The 19,788-nt window shown below is 64.9% G+C and carries 18 protein-coding genes; 15 read left to right on the forward strand and 3 right to left on the reverse strand.

The window, feature by feature from the left end:
• Positions 1-790 precede the first annotated feature (790 nt).
• Both ilvD and AC0L3U_RS00010 read left to right on the forward strand, forming a co-directional pair.
• Positions 791-2,515 (forward strand): dihydroxy-acid dehydratase, encoded by a 1,725-nt coding sequence (gene ilvD, locus AC0L3U_RS00005; RefSeq protein ID WP_473360231.1) that lies wholly within the window; start codon positions 791-793, stop codon positions 2,513-2,515.
• On the forward strand, positions 2,502-3,323 hold the full coding sequence (locus AC0L3U_RS00010) for a tetratricopeptide repeat protein (protein ID WP_456764191.1): 822 nt from the start codon (positions 2,502-2,504) through the stop codon (positions 3,321-3,323). The genes ilvD and AC0L3U_RS00010 overlap by 14 nt, the downstream gene beginning before the upstream one ends.
• A gap of 15 nt (positions 3,324-3,338) precedes the next feature.
• Here the strand turns inward: AC0L3U_RS00010 and xth are convergent, their stop codons facing one another.
• Positions 3,339-4,136: an exodeoxyribonuclease III gene (xth, locus tag AC0L3U_RS00015; RefSeq protein WP_473360232.1), complete on the reverse strand. Its 798-nt coding sequence runs from the start codon at positions 4,134-4,136 to the stop codon at positions 3,339-3,341.
• Between the two features lie 133 nt (positions 4,137-4,269).
• On the opposite strand from xth, the gene AC0L3U_RS00020 reads away from it, so the two are divergent.
• The gene (locus AC0L3U_RS00020; RefSeq protein ID WP_473360233.1) at positions 4,270-6,600 is read left to right on the forward strand and encodes a hybrid sensor histidine kinase/response regulator; all 2,331 of its coding nucleotides are present in this window, start codon (positions 4,270-4,272) and stop codon (positions 6,598-6,600) included.
• A gap of 7 nt (positions 6,601-6,607) precedes the next feature.
• Here the strand turns inward: AC0L3U_RS00020 and erpA are convergent, their stop codons facing one another.
• Complete coding sequence (erpA, locus tag AC0L3U_RS00025; RefSeq protein WP_007610737.1) at positions 6,608-6,937, reverse strand: iron-sulfur cluster insertion protein ErpA; 330 nt, start codon at positions 6,935-6,937, stop codon at positions 6,608-6,610.
• 134 nt (positions 6,938-7,071) lie between these two features.
• Here erpA and AC0L3U_RS00030 point away from each other — a divergent pair, with 134 nt between their 5' ends.
• From AC0L3U_RS00030 to surE, 12 genes are all read left to right on the forward strand, one after another.
• Positions 7,072-8,280, forward strand: coding sequence for a deoxyguanosinetriphosphate triphosphohydrolase (locus AC0L3U_RS00030; RefSeq protein ID WP_473360234.1), 1,209 nt, complete (start codon positions 7,072-7,074; stop codon positions 8,278-8,280).
• A 9-nt stretch (positions 8,281-8,289) separates the two neighbouring features.
• Positions 8,290-10,080, forward strand: a complete 1,791-nt coding sequence (gene argS / locus AC0L3U_RS00035) for an arginine--tRNA ligase (RefSeq protein WP_473360235.1) — start codon at positions 8,290-8,292, stop codon at positions 10,078-10,080.
• Between the two features lie 139 nt (positions 10,081-10,219).
• Complete coding sequence (locus tag AC0L3U_RS00040; RefSeq protein WP_473360502.1) at positions 10,220-11,806, forward strand: SPOR domain-containing protein; 1,587 nt, start codon at positions 10,220-10,222, stop codon at positions 11,804-11,806.
• A 45-nt stretch (positions 11,807-11,851) separates the two neighbouring features.
• Positions 11,852-12,880: a beta-N-acetylhexosaminidase gene (gene nagZ, locus AC0L3U_RS00045; protein ID WP_473360236.1), complete on the forward strand. Its 1,029-nt coding sequence runs from the start codon at positions 11,852-11,854 to the stop codon at positions 12,878-12,880.
• Entirely contained in the window at positions 12,877-13,716 is an 840-nt protein-coding gene (locus tag AC0L3U_RS00050; protein ID WP_473360237.1) for a segregation and condensation protein A, read from the forward strand. The genes nagZ and AC0L3U_RS00050 overlap by 4 nt, the downstream gene beginning before the upstream one ends.
• Positions 13,717-13,737: 21 nt before the next feature.
• Complete coding sequence (gene scpB / locus AC0L3U_RS00055; protein ID WP_473360238.1) at positions 13,738-14,490, forward strand: SMC-Scp complex subunit ScpB; 753 nt, start codon at positions 13,738-13,740, stop codon at positions 14,488-14,490.
• A 166-nt stretch (positions 14,491-14,656) separates the two neighbouring features.
• Positions 14,657-14,893, forward strand: a complete 237-nt coding sequence (locus AC0L3U_RS00060; protein WP_007610722.1) for a twin-arginine translocase TatA/TatE family subunit — start codon at positions 14,657-14,659, stop codon at positions 14,891-14,893.
• Between the two features lie 86 nt (positions 14,894-14,979).
• Positions 14,980-15,555, forward strand: a complete 576-nt coding sequence (tatB, locus tag AC0L3U_RS00065; protein ID WP_473360239.1) for a Sec-independent protein translocase protein TatB — start codon at positions 14,980-14,982, stop codon at positions 15,553-15,555.
• The gene (tatC, locus tag AC0L3U_RS00070; RefSeq protein ID WP_027518125.1) at positions 15,552-16,364 is read left to right on the forward strand and encodes a twin-arginine translocase subunit TatC; all 813 of its coding nucleotides are present in this window, start codon (positions 15,552-15,554) and stop codon (positions 16,362-16,364) included. Before tatB ends, tatC begins: the two co-directional genes overlap by 4 nt.
• A gap of 215 nt (positions 16,365-16,579) precedes the next feature.
• A complete protein-coding gene (serS, locus tag AC0L3U_RS00075) occupies positions 16,580-17,911 on the forward strand; it encodes a serine--tRNA ligase (RefSeq protein ID WP_473360240.1) in 1,332 nt (443 codons plus the stop codon).
• A 94-nt stretch (positions 17,912-18,005) separates the two neighbouring features.
• On the forward strand, positions 18,006-18,368 hold the full coding sequence (locus AC0L3U_RS00080) for a hypothetical protein (protein WP_473360241.1): 363 nt from the start codon (positions 18,006-18,008) through the stop codon (positions 18,366-18,368).
• Between the two features lie 105 nt (positions 18,369-18,473).
• Positions 18,474-19,241, forward strand: coding sequence for a 5'/3'-nucleotidase SurE (surE, locus tag AC0L3U_RS00085; protein WP_007610706.1), 768 nt, complete (start codon positions 18,474-18,476; stop codon positions 19,239-19,241).
• 18 nt (positions 19,242-19,259) lie between these two features.
• On the opposite strand, the gene AC0L3U_RS00090 is transcribed toward surE, so the two are convergent.
• Entirely contained in the window at positions 19,260-19,631 is a 372-nt protein-coding gene (locus AC0L3U_RS00090; protein ID WP_473360242.1) for a response regulator, read from the reverse strand.
• Between the last annotated feature and the right edge of the window lie 157 nt (positions 19,632-19,788).

A 19,788-nucleotide genomic window follows, 5' to 3' on the forward strand; every position in this document is an offset into this window, starting at 1 on the left:
GTCCGACCATCGCGCAGGGAAGGCCGAGTGATTGGCTACACCTGTATGCTGCTGTGCGGTTTTCCTGCGTGTGCTTTCGCGCAGCGGACCGCGGGTGCCAGCCGGCACCCGGCCTTCCCTGCGCCCTCTTGGACAAGGAGGGCGGAGCGACCAGGCAAAGCTCGGGCGAAATGCGCCGCGAGGCTGCGAAGGCGTGTCTACAATTCAAGATGCGAGCTGGAAGAGTGGCGCTACTGCCTCATGCTCCGTCATTGCGAGTGCAGCGAAGCAATCCAGTCTGCCGCCGCGGGAAGATTCTGGATTGCTTCGCTCAGTTCGCAAAGACGCTTTGAGAGAGTGCGCGCCACACGCCACCCTTGCGTCTCCGGTGCGTAGCGCAGAGGCCTTTGCAGCGCGTAGGGCACGCGCGGGGAGATGATGAAGGCGGCGACTCACCCTGGCTGCGCCTCGTCGTCGCGCCGAAGTTGCGGCGCAGGCACGTACTTGAAGCCTGAAGTTGCGGATTGTCCTCCTGCCGGGGGTATCGCAGTAAGCTCCAATCGTGTCCTGCCGGCCACGATTGTGCCGTCCGTGCAACACCTGTCACGGATTTAACCATCATCTCTGTCCGTTCGCATCGACGCCGCTTTTTGGCCACACCCGGACATGAATAAAATCACTCAAATGTTTTAGCGGCAGCGGTGGTCCTGGAAGGCGACGGGAAATCCCCAAGGTCGATTCAAAAGGTCGATTAAAATCTTGGCTCTGATTTTTCGGGTCTGAAAGGGTTCGCCGGGGAAACTGGTTGGCGATGGACGCGAAGAGCAACATCAAGCAGAGGCTGCCGAGCCGTCACGTGACGGAAGGCCCTGCGCGCGCGCCCCATCGGTCCTACCTCTACGCCATGGGTCTGACTACCGACCAGATCCACCAGCCCTTCGTCGGCGTCGCCTCATGCTGGAATGAGGCCGCGCCCTGCAACATCTCCCTGATGCGCCAGGCGCAGGCGGTGAAGAAGGGCGTCGCATCCGCCGGCGGCACGCCGCGGGAATTCTGCACCATCACCGTGACCGACGGCATCGCCATGGGCCATGACGGCATGCGCTCCTCGCTGCCGTCGCGCGAATGCATCGCCGATTCCGTCGAGCTGACGATCCGCGGCCACGCCTATGACGCCCTCGTTGGCCTGGCCGGCTGCGACAAGTCGCTGCCGGGCATGATGATGGCGATGGTCCGCCTCAACGTGCCCTCGATCTTCATCTATGGCGGCTCGATTCTGCCCGGCAATTTCCGGGGCCAGCAAGTCACCGTGCAGGACATGTTCGAAGCCGTCGGCAAGCACTCGGTCGGTGCCATGTCGGACGAGGACCTCGACGAGATCGAGCGCGTGGCGTGCCCTTCGGCGGGTGCCTGCGGCGCCCAGTTCACAGCCAACACGATGGCGACCGTCTCCGAGGCGATCGGTCTGGCGCTGCCGTACTCGGCCGGTGCTCCGGCTCCCTATGAAATTCGCGACGCCTTCTGCATGACCGCGGGCGAGCAGGTCATGGAGCTGATCGCCCAAAACATCCGGCCGCGCGACATCGTCACCCTCAAGGCGCTGGAGAATGCCGCCGCCGTGGTCGCCGCGTCCGGTGGCTCGACCAATGCTGCACTGCACCTGCCGGCGATCGCGCACGAGGCCGGCATCAAGTTCGACCTGTTCGACGTCGCCGAAATCTTCAAAAAGACACCGTACGTCGCGGATTTGAAGCCGGGCGGCCGTTATGTCGCCAAAGACATGTTTGAAGTAGGTGGCATACCGCTTCTGATGAAGACGCTGCTCGACAACGGATTTCTCCACGGTGACTGCCTCACCGTCACCGGTCGAACGATCGCCGAAAACCTCAAAAGCGTGAAGTGGAATCCGCACCAGGACGTGGTGCACCCGGCAGACAAGCCCATCACCGTCACCGGCGGTGTGGTTGGTCTGAAGGGCAATCTGGCGCCAGAAGGTGCGATCGTGAAAGTCGCGGGAATGTCCAACCTCAGGTTCACCGGTCCGGCCAGGTGCTTCGACCGTGAGGAGGATGCTTTCGAGGCCGTGCAGAAGCGCACCTACCGCGAAGGCGAAGTCATCGTGATCCGCTACGAGGGGCCCAAGGGCGGTCCCGGCATGCGGGAAATGCTCCAGACCACCGCGGCGCTGACCGGCCAGGGCATGGGCGGCAAGATCGCGCTCATCACCGACGGCCGCTTCTCCGGCGCCACCCGCGGCTTCTGCATCGGCCATGTCGGGCCGGAAGCCGCCATCGGCGGCCCGATTGGGCTGCTCGAGGACGGCGATATCATCGAGATCGACGCGGTCGCCGGTGCCCTTAACGTAAAATTGAGCGACCAGGAGCTTGCCCAGCGCAAGACCAAATGGACCGCTCGCGCGACTAACCACACGACGGGCGCGCTCTGGAAATATGCTCAGCAGGTTGGACCAGCGGTCGGTGGGGCAGTGACCCATCCGGGCGGCGCGCACGAGAAACAGTGCTATGCGGACATCTAGGCGTACCATCGTTGCGTTTGTGTTGGGGGCTACCGCGCTGGCCGCGCCGGCGCTCGCCTTTGACGGCGCACCCGTCAGCCAGAAGGATGCGACCATCCCGGTGGTCACGACCTTGCCGGGCGCAGCAGGCAAGGTGCGCAATGTACCGCCAGTCGTGCCCCAGGAAACCTCGCTCAGCGCCCTGCAATATGCCGCGGAGGGTGGCCACCCCATCGCGCAGTGGAAGCTCGGCCGCATGTACGCCAATGGCGACGGCGTCGCCCAGGACGATGTGCGTGCGTTCGAGTATTTCACCCGGATCGCCAACGCGCACGCCGAGGACAGCCCGTCGGCGCCGCAGGCGCAGATCGTCGCCAACGCCTTTGTAGCGCTCGGCCGCTATTATCTCAGCGGCATCCCGAATTCGAAGGTCAAGCCGGACCAGGAGCGGGCGCGGGAGATGTTTTCCTATGCCGCGTCCTATTTCGGCAATGCGGATGCGCAATACGATCTCGCCCGCCTGTACCTGAAGACACCGGACGCTTCGCGCGAGGATTTCCGCTACGGCGCACGCTGGCTTGGGCTTGCCGCGCAGAAGGGCCAGCACGAGGCCCAGGCGCTGCTCGGCCAGATGCTGTTCAACGGTGACCGCCTGCCGCGGCAGGCCGCGCGCGGCCTGATGTGGCTGACGCTGGCGCGCGACAGCGCAGGCAGCGACGAGATCTGGATCAAGGAAAACTACAACCGCGCCTTCGCAAAGGCCTCCGACGATGATCGCGCCATGTGCCTGCAGATGCTGGAGCAGTGGGTGCAGGGCCGCCGGGAGTAAGTGGTTGAGGCGGCCTCACGCCGCCTCAAGATCGAGATCCGCCCACACCGGCACGTGGTCCGACGGCTTCTCCCAGCTGCGCACATAGCTGTCGATGCCGACATTGGCGAGCCGGTCGCTGGCCTGTGGCGACAGCAGCAGATGGTCGATCCGCAGGCCATGGTTCTTCTGCCAGGCGCCGGCCTGGTAATCCCAGAACGTGTAGAGCCCGGGCTCGTCGGTGACGGCCCGAAGCGCATCGGTCAGGCCGAGGCCGAGCAGGGACTGAAAACTCTCCCGCGTCTCGGGCTTGAACAGGGCGTCCTCGGTCCAGGCGGCGGGATTATGGACGTCCCGGGCATGCGGAATGACGTTGAAGTCGCCTGCGAGGATCAGCGGCTCTTCGGTCTTGAGGCGCTCCTTCGAATACTCAAGAAGCCGCGACATCCATCTGAGCTTATAGGGATATTTCTCGGTCCCGACCGGATTGCCGTTGGGCAGATAGAGGCATGCGATGCGCAGCACGCCGGACTTGAGCGTCACCACGCCTTCGAGGAAGCGGGCATGGGCGTCCTCGTCGTCGCCGGCAAGCCCTGACTTGGTCTCGTCGAACCGGAGCTTCGAGAGCAGGGCGACGCCGTTGAATGTCTTCTGCCCATGGGTGACCACGTTGTAGCCGAGCGCCTCGATCTCCAGCCGCGGGAAGGCCTCGTCGACGCATTTGATCTCCTGAAGGCAGACGATGTCCGGCTGGCACTCCTTCAGCCAGGTCAGCAGCAGGTCGATCCGCTGCCGGACCGAGTTCACGTTCCAGGTGGCTATTCTGATGGGCATCTTGGTGGCTCCGGGCAGGGGCCATGGTTAGAACAAAATGCAAACGCGGCCGTCAAGGACGCTGCGAAATCTCCCACAAAATTAACCCGGCTTAAGTCGGGCCTGGGCCATTGATCGTGAAAAGGTTTTTCGAATGGGACGGCCGGACAAATCCACGAAGCGAACCGAGCCCCGCGACGGCTTGATCGGCGCGTTCCTGTACTGGCTCGGCGGCTACGAGATCGAGGACGGCCTGACCGCCGGTCTCAGCGAGCGCGAGCTGAGCCGCATCCGCGCCAAGCAGATCGACGCGGTGATACGGCTGATCCCGGTGACGATGGCCGTCACCATGCTCAACGTCGCGGTCGTACTGGTCCTGTTCTGGGGCAGGGGCTGGAACGACTTTCTCGCGATCTGGGGCATGACCCTCGCGACCGCCGCCTCGCTCGCGGTGCGCGCGTGGCGGCGCTCCCACCAAAGCCCCCCGCAGGAAGCCTCGCCCCGCGCCGCGCGGCAGATGTTGCGGCAGGCGTTTTTCCTCGCCGCAATCTGGGGCACGCTGCCAGTCGCGCTGTTCAGTCGCATCGAGCCGACCAGCCAGCTCGTTCTGGCCTGCCTGATGGTCGGCATGATGTCCGGCGGTGCCTTCACGCTCTCGACCTTCCCGCGCGCAGGCCTCGTCTATCTCGCGACGACGACGATCGCCTGCGTCGCGGCGCTGCTGTTGTGCGGCACCGGGCCGTATCTCGTGACCGCGGTGTTTCTGCTGCTGTTCGCGTTCTTCATGGCGCGGAACATCGTCTCGCAAGGCAATCTGTTCCTCGGCAATCTCAAGGCCCAGCTCGAGCTCGAGCGCAAGACTGAGATCATTTCGCTGTTGCTGAAGGATTTTCAGGAGAATGCCAGCGACTGGCTGTGGCAGACCGACGCCGAGGGGCATCTGGTCGACGTGCCCGAGCGCTTCGCCGCCGTCGCACAGCTGCCGCTGCCGCTGCTGAAGGGCTCGCATTTCGCCGACGTGCTCGACATGCTGTGCCCCGAAGACAAGAGCGCGGCCTATAACGTCGTCGGCCTGATGGAGCACGCCGAACCGCTGCACGAGATGAACCTCAAGGTCGTCGCAGGCGGCGAGGCGCGGCTGTGGTCGCTCACTGCGAAGCCGGCCTACGACCGCGACGGTCAATTCCTCGGCTATCGCGGCTTCGGCCGCGACGTGACCGAGCGCTGGCGCGCGGAAAAGGCCGAGGCCGAGAGCCGTGCCAAATCGGATTTCCTCGCGGTCATGAGTCACGAGATCCGCACGCCGATGAACGGCGTGCTCGGGCTTGCCAGCATGCTGCTGGAGACAAAACTCGATCCGGAGCAGCACGAGGCCGTCACCACGATCCGCGAGTCCGGCGACAATCTCCAGCGCATTCTCAACGACATCCTGGACCTCTCCAAGCTCGAGGCCGGACGCTTCGCGTTCGAGGTGATCGACTTCGCGCCGCAGGCGCTGGTCGAGGCAGTGGCGACCGTCGTGCGCGCGAGCGCCAAGAGCAAGGGGCTGGCCGTCAAGGTCGAGCTCGATCCCAACCTGCCGCCGACCCTGCGCGGCGATGTCGCGCGTATCCGCCAGGTGCTGCTCAATCTCGCTTCCAACGCGGTGAAGTTCACCGACGAGGGCGAAGTCACGATCGCGGCCGTCTGTCAGGCCCGCCGCGATCTGCTCGCCACCGTCGAATGGAGCGTGACCGATAGCGGCATCGGCATCGCGCCCGAGAAGCTCGGCCAGCTCTTCTCCGACTTCGCCCAGGCCGACGCCTCGATCAGCCGCCGCTTCGGCGGCACCGGGCTGGGCCTAGCGATCTCCCGGCGCATCATCGAGCAGATGGGCGGCACTATCGGCGTCACCTCCACGCCGGGCGAAGGCTCGACCTTCCGCTTCACGCTGGTGCTGCCGTGGAGCCAGATGCGAACGTCCGATCACGACGCAGGCCGCGAGGAAGCCGACGATCTCAAGGCGCGCATCGCGGGCCTCGATCGACCGCTGAAGGTGCTGGTCGCCGAGGACGATGCCGTCAACCGCATGGTCGTGAGCAAGATGCTCGGCGCCTTCGAGGTCGAGTTGCGCGTCGCGACCGACGGTGTCGAGGCCGTCGCGGCCGTGTCCGAAGGCGATTTCGATATCGTGCTGATGGACGTGCGCATGCCCGAGATGGACGGCCTTGCCGCGACCCGCGCGATCCGCGCCGAGGGCGGACGCTTCGCGGCCTTGCCGATCATCGCGCTGACCGCCAATGCCTTCCCCGAGGACGTCAAGATCTGCCGCGAGGCGGGGATGTCCGACTTCCTCGCCAAACCGCTGCGCAAGCCTGCGCTGGTCACGGCGCTGCTGCGTGCGCTGGACGGACAATGGGTGTCCGAGGACGCACCGCTTCAGCCCGAGCAGATGCCGGTCGAGGCGGACTGGACGGACGAGGAAAGGCAGATCACCGGGGCTTAGCTGGACGTCAGATCGAGAAGCTGGTCCCGCAGCCGCAGGACGCCGTGGCGTTGGGATTGTTGACCCGGAACGAGGCGCCGATCAGATCGTCGACGAAATCGACCTGCGACCCCGCCAGGAACGGCTGCGAGGCGGAATCGACCAGCACCACCGCATTGTCCTGCTCGATCACGAGATCGTCGTCGGTGCGGGCACGGTCGATGTCGAACTTGTACTGAAAGCCGGAACAGCCGCCGCCCTCGACCGAGATCCGCAGCATCGCGCCAGACCCTTCGCCCTTGAGGATCTCCCCAATCCGGCGTGCGGCCTTGTCACTGATGGTCACGTCAGTCGTCATCGTTCGTCTCCGATAGGCCCGCGGTCACACCAAGGTCACCTGAGGGTCGCTTGCCCAATTCAGTTGGTATCCCGCGTCCGGCATAGTTAAGTGCCACCATACGCAGAATCAAATGGATAGGGACTAAATTCGCCGTGTCCGTCGGAATGGCTGCCCCCCACGCGCCCTATGCCTGCGATCCCAAACGCAGCCGCGGCCGGTTGGTCGCGGAACCGCCGAGCCGGACCCGCAGCCCGTTCCGGCGGGATTGCGACCGGGTCATCCATTCCACCGCGTTCCGCCGGCTGAAGTACAAGACTCAGGTGTTCGTGTTCCACGAGGGCGACCATTACCGCACCCGGCTGACCCATTCGCTGGAGGTGGCGCAGATCGCCCGCGCGCTGGCGCGGCAGCTCGGGCTGGACGAGGACCTCACGGAAACCCTGGCGCTCGCCCACGATCTTGGCCATCCGCCGTTCGGGCACGCCGGCGAGCGGGCGCTGGACGCCTGCCTGAAGGATTTCGGCGGCTTCGACCACAACGCCCAGACGCTCCGCGTCGTTGCGGCGCTGGAACACCGCTATCCCGAATTCGACGGACTCAACCTGACCTGGGAATCGCTGGAGGGCATCGTCAAGCACAACGGCCCGCTGACCGATCGCAGCGGTGCGCCGGTCGGGCGTTATCGCGAGCACGGGATTCCCGTCGGCATTGCCGACTACATCAAGACCTACGATCTCGAATTGTGGAGTTTCGCCTCGCTGGAGGCACAGGTCGCCGCGATCGCCGACGACATCGCCTATGATGCCCACGATATCGACGACGGCCTGCGCGCCGGCCTGTTTCACCTCGACGACCTCAAGGTGATGCCGCTGACCGCGGAGATCATCGCCGAGACTTCTGCGCATTACCCCGATCTCGAAGACGTCAGGCGCGGCGCCGAACTGGTGCGCGAGCTGATCTCGCACTTGATCGGTGCCGTGTTCGCCGAGGCGCAGACCAACCTTGCGGCCGTGAAACCGCAATCCGCTCAGGACGTGCGCCGGCAGAGCCGGGCATTGATCGCGTTCCCCGCCGCGGTTGCCGAGGAGGAGGCCGCCATCAAGCGCTTTCTCTATCAGCACATGTACCGCCACAAGCGGGTGATGCGGGTGATGGGCGAGGCGGAACAGATCCTGTTCGACCTGTTCGCAAAATACCTCACATCGCCCGGCGAGCTGCCGCCGGAATGGCTGGTCGGGGCGGAGGCGGACAATGAGGGCGACCGGGCCCGCCGGATCGGGAATTTCATTGCCGGAATGACCGACCGTTTCGCCCTGACCGAGCACCAGCGGCTCTTTGACTCGACCCCGGATTTGCGTTAGGCGGCGCCCATGCCCGAGACATCCTCAGCACTGCACCTGTTCGCCGACGTGCTCGCGCGCGTGCACGCCGTCTGCCACGCGCTCGCGGCGGAATCCAACTGGCCCGAGGGCATCGATTTCTCGCGCGTGGTGGTCGAGCCGCCGCGCGATGCCTCCCATGGCGACATGGCGACCAATGCGGCCATGGTGCTTGCGAAAGAGGCAAAGGCAAAGCCGCGCGACCTCGCCGAGCAGATCGCCGAACGGCTGCGCGCGGACCCGCTGATCACGAAGGTCGACGTCGCCGGTCCCGGCTTCATCAACCTGACGCTGAAGCCGGCCGCATGGACCGAGGCACTGCGGACCGTGCTGCGCGAAGGCGCCGATTACGGCCGCGCCCGCGGCGGCTCCAAGGTCAACGTCGAATATGTCTCCGCCAACCCGACCGGGCCGATGCATGTCGGCCATTGCCGCGGCGCCGTGTTCGGCGACGCGCTGGCGAGCCTGCTGGAGTTCGCAGGCCGTGACGTCACGCGCGAGTATTACATTAACGACGCCGGTGCCCAGGTCGACGTGCTCGCACGCTCCGCGTTCCTCAGGTATCGCGAGGCGCTCGGCGAGGACATCGGCGCGATCCCGGAAGGTCTTTATCCCGGCGAATATCTGAAGCCGGTCGGGCAGGCGCTGGCCAAAGAGCACGGCGACAAACTCCTCGCCATGAGCGAGGGCGCGTGGCTGCCGGCGGTACGCGCCAAGGCGATCGCGATGATGATGGACGAGATCAAGGACGATCTCGCCGCGCTCAACATCCGCCACGACGTGTTCTTCTCCGAGCGCTCGCTGCTGGACGCCGGCAACAACAAGGTCGCCGAGACCATCGATTTCCTGCGTGCCAAGGGCGACATCTACCAGGGCCGTCTGCCGCCGCCAAAGGGGGCCCCGGCCGAGGATTGGGAAGACCGCGAACAGTTGCTGTTCAAGGCGACCGCCTATGGCGACGACGTCGATCGCCCGCTGATCAAGTCGGATAATTCCTACACCTACTTCGCCGCCGACATCGCCTACCACAAGAACAAGTTCGACCGTGGCTTTGCCGAGATGATCGACGTTTGGGGCGCCGACCATGGCGGCTACATCAAGCGCATGCAGGCGGCGGTGAAGGCGACGACCTCCGGCAAGGGTACGCTCGACGTCAAGATCGTCCAGCTCGTGAAGTTGCTGCGCAACGGCGAGCCGGTGAAAATGTCCAAGCGGAGCGGGGACTTCGTCACCTTGCGTGAGGTGGTGGATGAAGTCGGCCAGGACGCCGTCCGCTTCATGATGCTCTACCGCAAGAACGACGCGGTGCTCGACTTCGACCTCGCCAAGGTCATGGAACAGTCGCGCGACAACCCGGTGTTCTATGTGCAGTACGGCCACGCCCGCGGCCATTCCATCTTCCGCAACGCCCGGGTCGAGGTGTTCCCGGAACTTCCGGAGGAAACGGAAAAGCGCATCGCCTGGCTCGGTGAGTCGGCGGTGGAACGGCTGTCGGACCCGGCTGAGCTCGACCTTCTTAAGCGGCTCGCAATTTTTCCGCGCATGCTGGAAGCGGCTGCAAGCGCCCACGAGCCGCACCGAATTGCCTTCTATCTCTATGACTTAGCGAGCGAATTTCACGCACTTTGGACGAAGGGGCGCGATTTGCCCTATTTACGCTTCATTATCAATAATGATGGAGATCTAACGAAGGCGCGGCTGGCCATGGTCCAGGGCGTCGTCTCTGTCCTGGCATCGGGCCTCGCCATCCTCGGCGTCCATGCTCCGGACGAGATGCGGTAGTTTGGGGCGAACTACTTAAGGGATTTCGGGGGTAACCGGCAGAAGCCGGATCGCTTAGACTTGGTTGAAAGCCTTGTGGGTCGAAAGCCGTGCCTTGGTCGAGGGGCGCGCGGCTTTCCCGAAGGGACGCATCATCACGATGGCCGAACGATATCAGGACAGACCGTTTCCTTCCGATGACTATGGTCGCGGTGGCGATCAGCATGGGAGCGGCGATCCCTTGGCCGAACTTGCCCGCCTGATCGGGCAAACCGATCCGTTCGCAGCGCAAGGGCGGCCGGGCGCGCACCCGCCAGCAGCACCTGCGCCTGCCCAGAGCTATCAGGACGACGGCTATCGCCAGGACGATGACCAGCAGGACTATGCCGAGCAGGCCGCACCGCCGCCGCCCGGACCACCCTCATGGATGCGGCGCGCCAATGTGCAGCCGCAGACGGCGCCAGCTGAGCCTGCCTATCCCGCTTCCGTAAACCCGGTTCATCCACTGCATCGGTATTCAGCCCAGCCGACTGCGCCCGAGCCCGAACCTGACTTTCGTCAGCCGCAGGCCTATCCGGATCAGGCCTATCAAGCTCCTGCTTATCAACCTCCTGCCTATCAGGATCAGGCCTACCAGCAGCACGATCAGGCTTACCAAGAGCAAGCCTATCAGCAGCAAGCCTATCAGCAGCCCGATCCGGCGCGCTACGACGACGCGCTCTACGGACGGCTGGAGGCGGGCGAGCAGGACTACCAGCGCGATCCCGCCTATCCTGACGATCCTTACGCGTTCCAGAGCGACTATCCCGAGGCCGATCTCGACGAGCCGAAGAAGCAGCGCGGCGGCATGATGACCGTGGCGGCGATCCTGGCGCTTGCCGTGGTCGGGACCGGCGCTGCGTTCGCCTACAAGACCTATGTGGGCTCGCCCCGCAGCGGCGAGCCGCCGATCATCAAGGCCGACAACACGCCGACCAAAATCGTTCCGGCGCCGTCGGACTCCTCGGCCAAGGTGCCGGACCGCATGGTCACTGGTGATGGCACCGAGAAGATCGTGCCGCGCGAGGAGGCGCCGGTCGACGTCAACGCCAAGGCGGGAGGTCCCCGCGTCGTGTTCCCGCCGCTTAACCAGAATGCGAACCCGCCGCCGGTCGCAAGCGTCTCGCCGTCCAGCATTCCGTTGTCGAGTGCGGGACCGAATCCGAGCAACGGCACGCTGCCGAACAATTCGCCGCGCGCGATCAGGACCGTGGCCGTGAAGGGCGATCAGACCGACGCCACGGCGTCGCAAGCCGCCGCCGTCGCGAAGCCGGCAGCTCCGCCGAAGCCCGTTGCGGCACCCGCTGCACCGCGCACGCCGCCGACCTCGGCCAATGCCAGTGCCAATCAGCCGCTCTCGCTGGCGCCGCAATCGGCGCCGGCTGCGGAGCCGCCGCAGCGGATGGCTGCGACCAATCCGACGCAAATTGCGCCCGCGAGCAGCGGTGGCGGCGGCTACGTCGTGCAGGTCTCCTCGCAGCAGACCGAGGACAGCGCTCACGCCTCCTACCGGGTGCTTCAGAGCAAGTACGGCAGCGTGCTCGGCTCCCGCGCACCGGTGGTCAAGCGGGTCGACCTGACCGACAAGGGCAAGGGAATCGTCTACCGCGCCTTCGCTGGGCCCTACGGCTCGCTCGAAGAGGCGAACCAGGCCTGCAACAGTTTGAAATCCGCGGGCCTGTCTGCCTGCTTCGTCCAGAGGAATTAACGGCCGTTTCCTTGACCCTCTCGCGGGTCGGGGTTAATCGGCCGTATGAGCACGCGGGCCTTCATTACCGGCGTTTCCGGAACGGAACTAACCGCCGCCGAGCGGGAGTTTATCCGGAGCGAACGCCCATGGGGTTTCATCCTCTTCAAGCGCAACGTCGAGACGCCAGCTCAAGTTGCTGCACTCGTTGCGGAATTGCGGGCGGCCGCGGGCTCTCCTGATGCCCCTGTCCTGATCGACCAGGAGGGCGGCCGGGTGCAGCGGCTGGGCCCGCCGCATTGGCCGGTCTATCCGCCGGGCGCTATTTTCGCGGGCCTCTACGATACTGATTCGGCGCTCGGGCTGACCGCGGCGCGCCTCAGTGCCCGGCTGATCGCGGCCGATCTCGCTGATCTCGGCATTACCGTGGATTGCTTGCCGCTGGCCGACGTGCCGGTGGCTGGCGCCAACGCCGTCATCGGGAACAGGGCTTACGGCACCGAACCGGGAAAGGTCGCCGCGATCGCCCGCGCGGTCACCGAGGGCCTGGAACAGGGGGGCGTGTTGCCGGTCCTCAAGCACATCCCCGGCCATGGCCGAGCTACGGCCGATACCCATTTCAATCTGCCGAATGTCGACACGCCGCGAGACGAGCTGGATCGCACCGACTTCGCGGCGTTCAAGCCTTTGGCGGATTTGCCGATGGCCATGACTGCACATGTTGTGTTTAGCGCGGTCGACCCCGCCCATCCGGCGACGACATCTGCGACAATGATCGCTGAGGTGATTCGCGGCACAATCGGGTTCCAGGGTTTGTTAATGAGTGATGACGTGTCGATGAATGCGCTGTCGGGCAATATCGCCGAGCGGACCCGCGCCATCTTCGCGGCGGGTTGCGACATGGCCCTGCATTGCAACGGCAAGATCGAGGAAATGCGTGAGGTCGCCGGCCAGACACCCGAACTGGCGGGCAGGGCGCTGGAGCGGGCGAATGCCGCCCTCGCGGCGCGCAAGGGACCGCAGCCGTTCGATCGCGCGGCCGCACGCGCCGAACTGGACGCATTGATCGCACGGGCAAACACGGCATCGGCATGACCGCAGAAATCCTATCGTTTGAAACCGGGCGGCCCGCAGAGCTCGCCGAGGGTGAGCCGGCGTTGGTGGTGGACGTCGAGGGTTATGAAGGTCCGCTCGACCTGCTGCTCGCGCTGGCGCGGCAGCAGAAGGTCGATCTCGCCAAGATTTCGATCCTGGCGCTGGCCGACCAATATCTCCACTTCATCGAAGCCGCGCGAAAGATCCGCCTCGAGCTTGCCGCCGACTATCTCGTGATGGCGGCATGGCTCGCCTTTCTGAAATCGCGCCTGCTGCTGCCGGAGCCGCCGAGTGCGGAAGGCCCCAGCGCCGAGCAGATGGCGATGGCGCTCGCCAACCGCCTGCGCCGGCTGGAGGCCATTCGTGAAGCCGCCAACCGGCTGATGAACCGGCAGCAATTGCTGCGCGACATCTTCCCGCGCGGCGAGCCCGAGCAGATCGCCGAGATCAAGCATCCGAAATACACCGCAACGCTTTATGACCTGCTCACCGCCTATGCCGCGCAGCGCCAGTCGCGCGTGCTGGCGAGCGTGCATCTGGCCAAGCGCACGGTGTGGTCGCTCGCCGAGGCGCGCGCCACGCTGGAGCGGCTGGTCGGCAGCATCAGCGAGCAGGACGATTGGGGCGTTCTCGACGATTTTCTGCTGCAGCACGTCGCCGATCCGACGCAGCGCGCGACGGTGCTCGCCTCGAGTTTCGCGGCTGCGCTCGAGCTGGTGCGCGAAGGTCAGCTCGAGCTGAATCAGAAAGAGGCGTTTGCGCCCATCTATTTCCGGAAGGGGCGCCCCAAGCCGGTCATGGACGCAGCTCCTGCGCCCGATGCGCCGGTCGCTTAAGTGCAACAAGGAGAATCTGCCATGGCAAGCCTGGCTGAAGTGCGGGTAGAAGAGGCCGAGCCGATGGAGAACGAGTCCCAGGCACGTCCCGAAGAATTGCGGCTGCTGGAAGCGCTGCTGTTCGCTTCGAATGAACCGCTGGACACCGCGACGCTGGCCAAGCGCATGCCCGAGGGCGTGGACGTGAAGGCTGCGCTCGAGCAGTTGCAGGCCGACTATTCCCTGCGCGGCGTGAATCTCGTGCGGGTCGCCAACAAATGGACCTTCCGCACCGCGGGCGATCTCGCCTGGCTGATGACCCGCGAGAGCACCGAGACCCGCCGCCTGTCGCGCGCCGCGATCGAAGTGCTGGCGATCATCGCCTATCACCAGCCGGTGACGCGCGCCGAGATCGAGGAGATCCGTGGCGTCGTCACTTCGAAGGGCACGCTGGACGTGCTGCTGGAAACCGGCTGGATCAAGCCGCGGGGGCGTCGCAAGACGCCGGGCCGTCCCTTGACCTTCGGAACCACCGAGGACTTCCTGTCGCAGTTCACGCTGGAACAGCTCGGCGATCTGCCGGGTCTGGAGGAGCTGAAGGGCACGGGCCTGCTGGATTCGCGCCTGCCGACCGGATTCAGCGTGCCGACGCCGTCGGATGACCCGACTTTGCGTGAGGACGAGGATCCGCTGGAGCCGGGCGAGGACCTTGATCTCGCGCTGGCGCCTGCTGTCGAGCCCGAGACGCCGTCGGAAGGCGGCCATGAGGGTGGCGAGGGCGGCAGCGAGGACTGACGTCCGGGCCTTTTAGTGGCCCCCTGCGACCAGTTAACACTAGCAAAATTACGTAGCGCCAACAGCGAATTGGCGTTGCCTTGGTCCTTGTTTTTGACACCTGCCAAGCCTAGGTTTCGGTGAAGATCGGCCGGTCCCCGGCCATGCGCGTTTGGAGGGTTGCAGGATGGGTTCACTCAGCATTTGGCACTGGGTCCTGGTGATCGCAGTGGTCCTGCTGCTGTTCGGTCGCGGCAAGATTTCGGATCTGATGGGCGACGTGGCGCAGGGCATCAAGGCGTTCAAGAAGGGCATGCAGGACGACGACAAGGTCGCCGACAAGCCCGAGCCGGCCAAGTCCATCGAGCACAACAATGCCGCGCCGACCGCGGCACGGTCCGACGTCGGCAGCAAGGCCGTCTAAGCCAGAGAGCACGCGAGACGCGGGTAGCGCCCGATCCTGCGCGCGAGGGATTGGGCCGGCTGCGGCTGGCGTGAACGGAAGACCTCATGTTCGATATCGGGTGGAGTGAACTGGTCCTGATCGGGGTCGTGGCCCTGATCGCCATCGGCCCGAAAGAGCTGCCGGGCGTGCTGCGCATGGTCGGGCAGTGGATGGGCAAGGCGCGCAAGATGGCCGCCGAATTCCAGGGCCAATTCCAGGAAGCGATGCGCGAGGCCGAAATGGCCGACCTCAAGAAGAGCTTCGACGAGGTCAAGGAAGCGGCTTCCGGCTTCGCCGGCAACAATCTGATGACCTCGCTCCAGAAGGACGTCAGCGACGCGCTCCGCCTCGATGCGCTGGACAAGTCGGCCGAGACCTCGACCACCACCGCTGTCGAACCGCCGGCGACTTCAAGCGAATTGCCGGCGACTTCAAGCGAAGCGCTGACGACGCCCACCACGCCGGAAGCGCCGACGCCCGAAACCTTCGTGGAAGCCGAGGCACATGCGGCCGTGAACGAGCCGCTCGCCATCACCCGTGAGGTCGAGCAGGCGCAGGTCGCTCAAGGTTCGGTCACGCAAGATTCGGTCATCCAGGACACTGCGCCGGCCGAGGCGATCAAGGACGCCAAAGCGTCATGAGCGCCGCCGATATCGAGGCCAGCAAAGCTCCTCTGATGGACCATTTGATCGAGCTGCGTTCGCGGCTGATCAAGGCGCTCCTTGGCTTCGGCATTGCCTTCATCTTCTGCTTCTTCTTCGCCAAGCAGATCTACAACGTGCTGGTCTGGCCGTTCGTGTGGGTCGCGGGTCCCGAGAACTCGAAATTCATCTACACCGCGCTGCTGGAATATTTCATCACCCAGCTCAAGCTCGCGCTGTTCGGCGCCGGCTTCATCTCGTTCCCGATCGTCGCGACGCAGATCTACAAGTTCGTCGCTCCGGGCCTCTACAAGCACGAGAAGCAGGCCTTTCTGCCGTATCTGGTCGCGACCCCGTTCTTCTTCGTGTTGGGTGCCGCACTGGTCTATTTCGTCGTGCTGCCGATGCTGGTCCGCTTCTCGCTCGGCATGCAGCAGGCCGGCAGTGACGAGACCGCGCAGATCCAGCTGCTGCCCAAGGTCGGCGAATATCTGTCGCTGATGATGTCGCTGATCTTCGCCTTCGGCATCGCCTTCCAGCTTCCGGTGATCCTGACGCTGCTCGGCCGCATCGGCATCGTCACGTCAAAAATGCTGCGCGAGAAGCGCCGCTATTTCATCGTCGTCGCCTTCGTCATCGCGGCCGTTCTGACCCCGCCCGACGTGCTCAGCCAGTGCTCGCTCGCGATCCCCTTGCTCGCGCTCTACGAGGGCTCGATCATCGCGGTGGGAATTGTGGAGAAGAAGGTGGCAGCGTCAAAGGCCACCACAGGCACGGACGTATCGACGCCGGCCAATCCGGCGGAATAGGGCGCCCGACTCCCCTGTCATTCCTCGTCTTGTGCGCAATTGCGCACTGGAGCGGGGAATCCAGTACGCCGCGGCCTCTCGGGGGAATCACTGACGTCTCTGGAATACTGGATCATCCGCCTTCGCGGATGATGACAGCCGTGCTAGGAGACGCGCTGATGTAAACTGACGACGTTCGCCGTTGTATGTTTACGCGCTGCCCCAGGACCTCGGCCATGCACGACATCAAATCGATCCGCGACAACCCGCAAGCCTTCGACGCCGGCCTCGCACGGCGCGGCCTGAAGCCATTGTCGGCGTCGCTGCTTGCGATCGACGAGACCCGGCGTGCGGCGATCCTGGCTTCCGAGCAGGCGCAGGCGCGGCGCAATGCGGCCTCCAAGGAAATCGGCGATGCCAAGAAGGCCAAGGACGAGGCGCGCGCGGCGAAGCTGATGGCGGAAGTTACCGAGCTCAAGACCACGATGCCGGAGCTCGAGGCGACCGCGAAGGCTGCCGACGAGGAGCTGACGAAAGAGCTGTCCGCGATTCCGAACATCCCGTTAGACGAAGTGCCCGATGGCGTCGACGAGCACGGCAACGTTCAGCACCATGTGTTCGGCAACAAGCGCAATTACGGCTTCGCGCCGAAGCTGCACGACGATCTCGGGACCGCTCTCGGCTACATGGATTTCGAGGCAGCGGCAAAACTCTCGGGTGCGCGCTTCGTCGTGCTCAAGAAAGGGTTGGCGAGACTGGAGCGCGCGCTCGGCCAGTTCATGCTCGACCTGCATACCAACGAGCACGGCTACACCGAGGTTAATCCGCCGCTGCTGGTGCGCAACGAGGTGATGTTCGGCACCGGGCAGTTGCCGAAATTCGAGGACGATCAGTTCTGGGCGATCAGGGGTGAGCTCCTGGCCGCGCCGGACCCGGAGCGGCTGATGACCGAGCGCCTCGGCCTCATCCCGACCGCCGAGGTTGCCCTCACCAACCTCGTCCGCGAATCCATCCTCGACGAGAAGCAGTTGCCGATGCGGCTCACCGCATTGACGCCGTGCTTCCGCGCCGAGGCGGGCGCCGCTGGGCGCGACACCCGCGGCATGATCCGGCAGCACCAATTCACCAAGGTCGAACTCGTCTCGATCACGACGCCCGAGACGAGCAAGGACGAGCACGAGCGCATGCTCGCCTGTGCCGAGGAAGTGTTGCGGCGGCTCGAGCTGCATTACCGCGTGATGACGCTGTGCACCGGGGATATGGGTTTCTCGTCGCAAAAAACCTATGACATCGAGGTCTGGATGCCGGGCCAGGGCGACGGCGGGGCATTCCGCGAGATCTCGAGCTGCTCGGTGTGCGGCGATTTCCAGGCCCGCCGGATGGACGCGCGCTCGCGCGGCTCCGATGGCAAGCCGCGGTTCGTGCACACGCTCAACGGCTCCGGCACCGCGCTCGGCCGCGCGCTGATCGCCGTGATGGAGACCTATCAGCAGGAGGACGGCTCGATTGCGGTCCCCAGCGTGCTCCAGCCCTATATGGGCGGGCTGAAGGTGGTCGCACGCGACTAGGCGTGCTGCCAATCTGAAACGGAGAAACGTTTGGTTGCGAAGATCGGGCGGCCGGTTATCCTGCCGGCCACCCGACAACGCGAACCCATCGTTCATGGCCTTGCACCGCGACATCTTCTGGGTCGGCAGACAATGGGCGGTGACGGGTGCCGGCATTCAGGCTGTCGATCAGCGGCTGCGCGGCGTGCTCGACATCGAGATCAAGCGGCTCTGGGACGACGATCTGGTCCGGAACCGGCGGGCCAAGCCCGGTGTGAATGCAGCCGATTTCGACCAGGCACTGACGCTGGCACGCGAACGCTTTCCGCAGGCGCCGGTGGCGGACCCGTTCGTCGCACAGCTGGAGGCGCTCGGCGTCATCGAGGCGCCGATCGTGACCCCGGTCCTGCCGGCGATGAAATTGCACGCGGAGGGCCGGCTGGCGCGCTTCCTGCCGCAATGGCGCGTCCGTCGCTAACAGGACCAGGCCGGAAACCTGCCGCCGGCCCGAACCGTCCGGTTTGCCTGATCGGCCCCGGCCGGATAAAACGGCTCAGACCCGCTTCAGGAATCGACTTTTCCCATGCGCATTCTCTGCACCAATGACGACGGCATCCACGCCCCCGGCCTCAAGGTTCTGGAGGAGATCGCGCGCGCATTGTCCGATGACGTCTGGGTTGTCGCGCCTGAGCTCGACCAGTCCGGCGTGTCGCATTCGCTGTCGCTGAACGATCCGCTGCGCCTGCGCGAGGTCGGACCGCGACACTTCGCCGTGCGCGGCACGCCGACCGACTGCGTCATCATGGGCGCCCGCCACATCCTCGGCGCCAAGCTGCCCGATGTCGTGCTGTCCGGCGTCAACAAGGGCCGCAACGTCGCCGAGGACGTGGTCTATTCCGGCACCATCGCCGGTGCGCTGGAGGGAACCATCCTGGGGCTGCCGTCTTTCGCCCTGTCGCAGGAGTTCAGCGTCGAGACCCGCGACCGGCCGCTGTGGGACACTGCGCGTAAATTCGGGCCCGACATCCTGCGCAAGGTGATCGCCGCCGGCATCCCGAAGGACACGGTGATCAACGTCAACTTCCCGGCCTGCGCGCCGGAAGATGTGCTCGGCATTCGCGTGACCCGGCAGGGCAAGCGCAATCTCGGTTTCCTCAAGATTGACGAGCGCAAGGACGGCCGTGGCAATCCCTATTTCTGGATCGGCTTCGAGCGCACCGCGATGATGGACACGCCCGCTGAAGGCACCGATCTCGCGGCGCTCCGCGAACGCTACGTCTCCGTCACGCCGCTCAGGCTCGACCGGACCAACGAGGCGTTTTCCGAGGCGCTGAGTGCGACGCTGAAGTAATTCGACCTCGAACGCGGCCTAACCGCCGCGAAGAGCGGCTTCGATGGTCTTGCCGAGGGCGTCGAGCTGAAACGGCTTCTGAAGCGCCGGCCGATCGCGGTACTGCTCGGGCAGGCCGGAGGAGCCGTATCCGGTGGCGAAGATGAACGGGCAGCCCTTCGCCTTGATGACATCGGCGACCGGCGAGATGACCTTGCCGTTGACGTTGACGTCGAGAATGGCGATGTCGAACTCGGTTGCCTGGGCGAGCCGCATGGCTTCGGTGATGTCGCCAGCCTCGGCTGCGATCTTGTAGCCAAGCTCCTCGAGCATGTCCGCGACCATCATCCTGATCATCACCTCGTCTTCGACGAGGAATACAGAGCGGCCGGTAAGCCCCGTCGGAGTCATGGTCGAGTCCTTGCCCATCGCCAAAAACGTTCGCAGATAACATGAATCGACGCAATGCGCGTTTCGACGAACGGATGCCTGAAAATGGCCATCACGGCTCGCCCGTTGCAAGCCAATTTGTGGGCCTTCCGAAGCCTATCATGGGTTCCCTGAGCCG

Source organism: Bradyrhizobium sp. Kon69 (assembly GCF_055807515.1).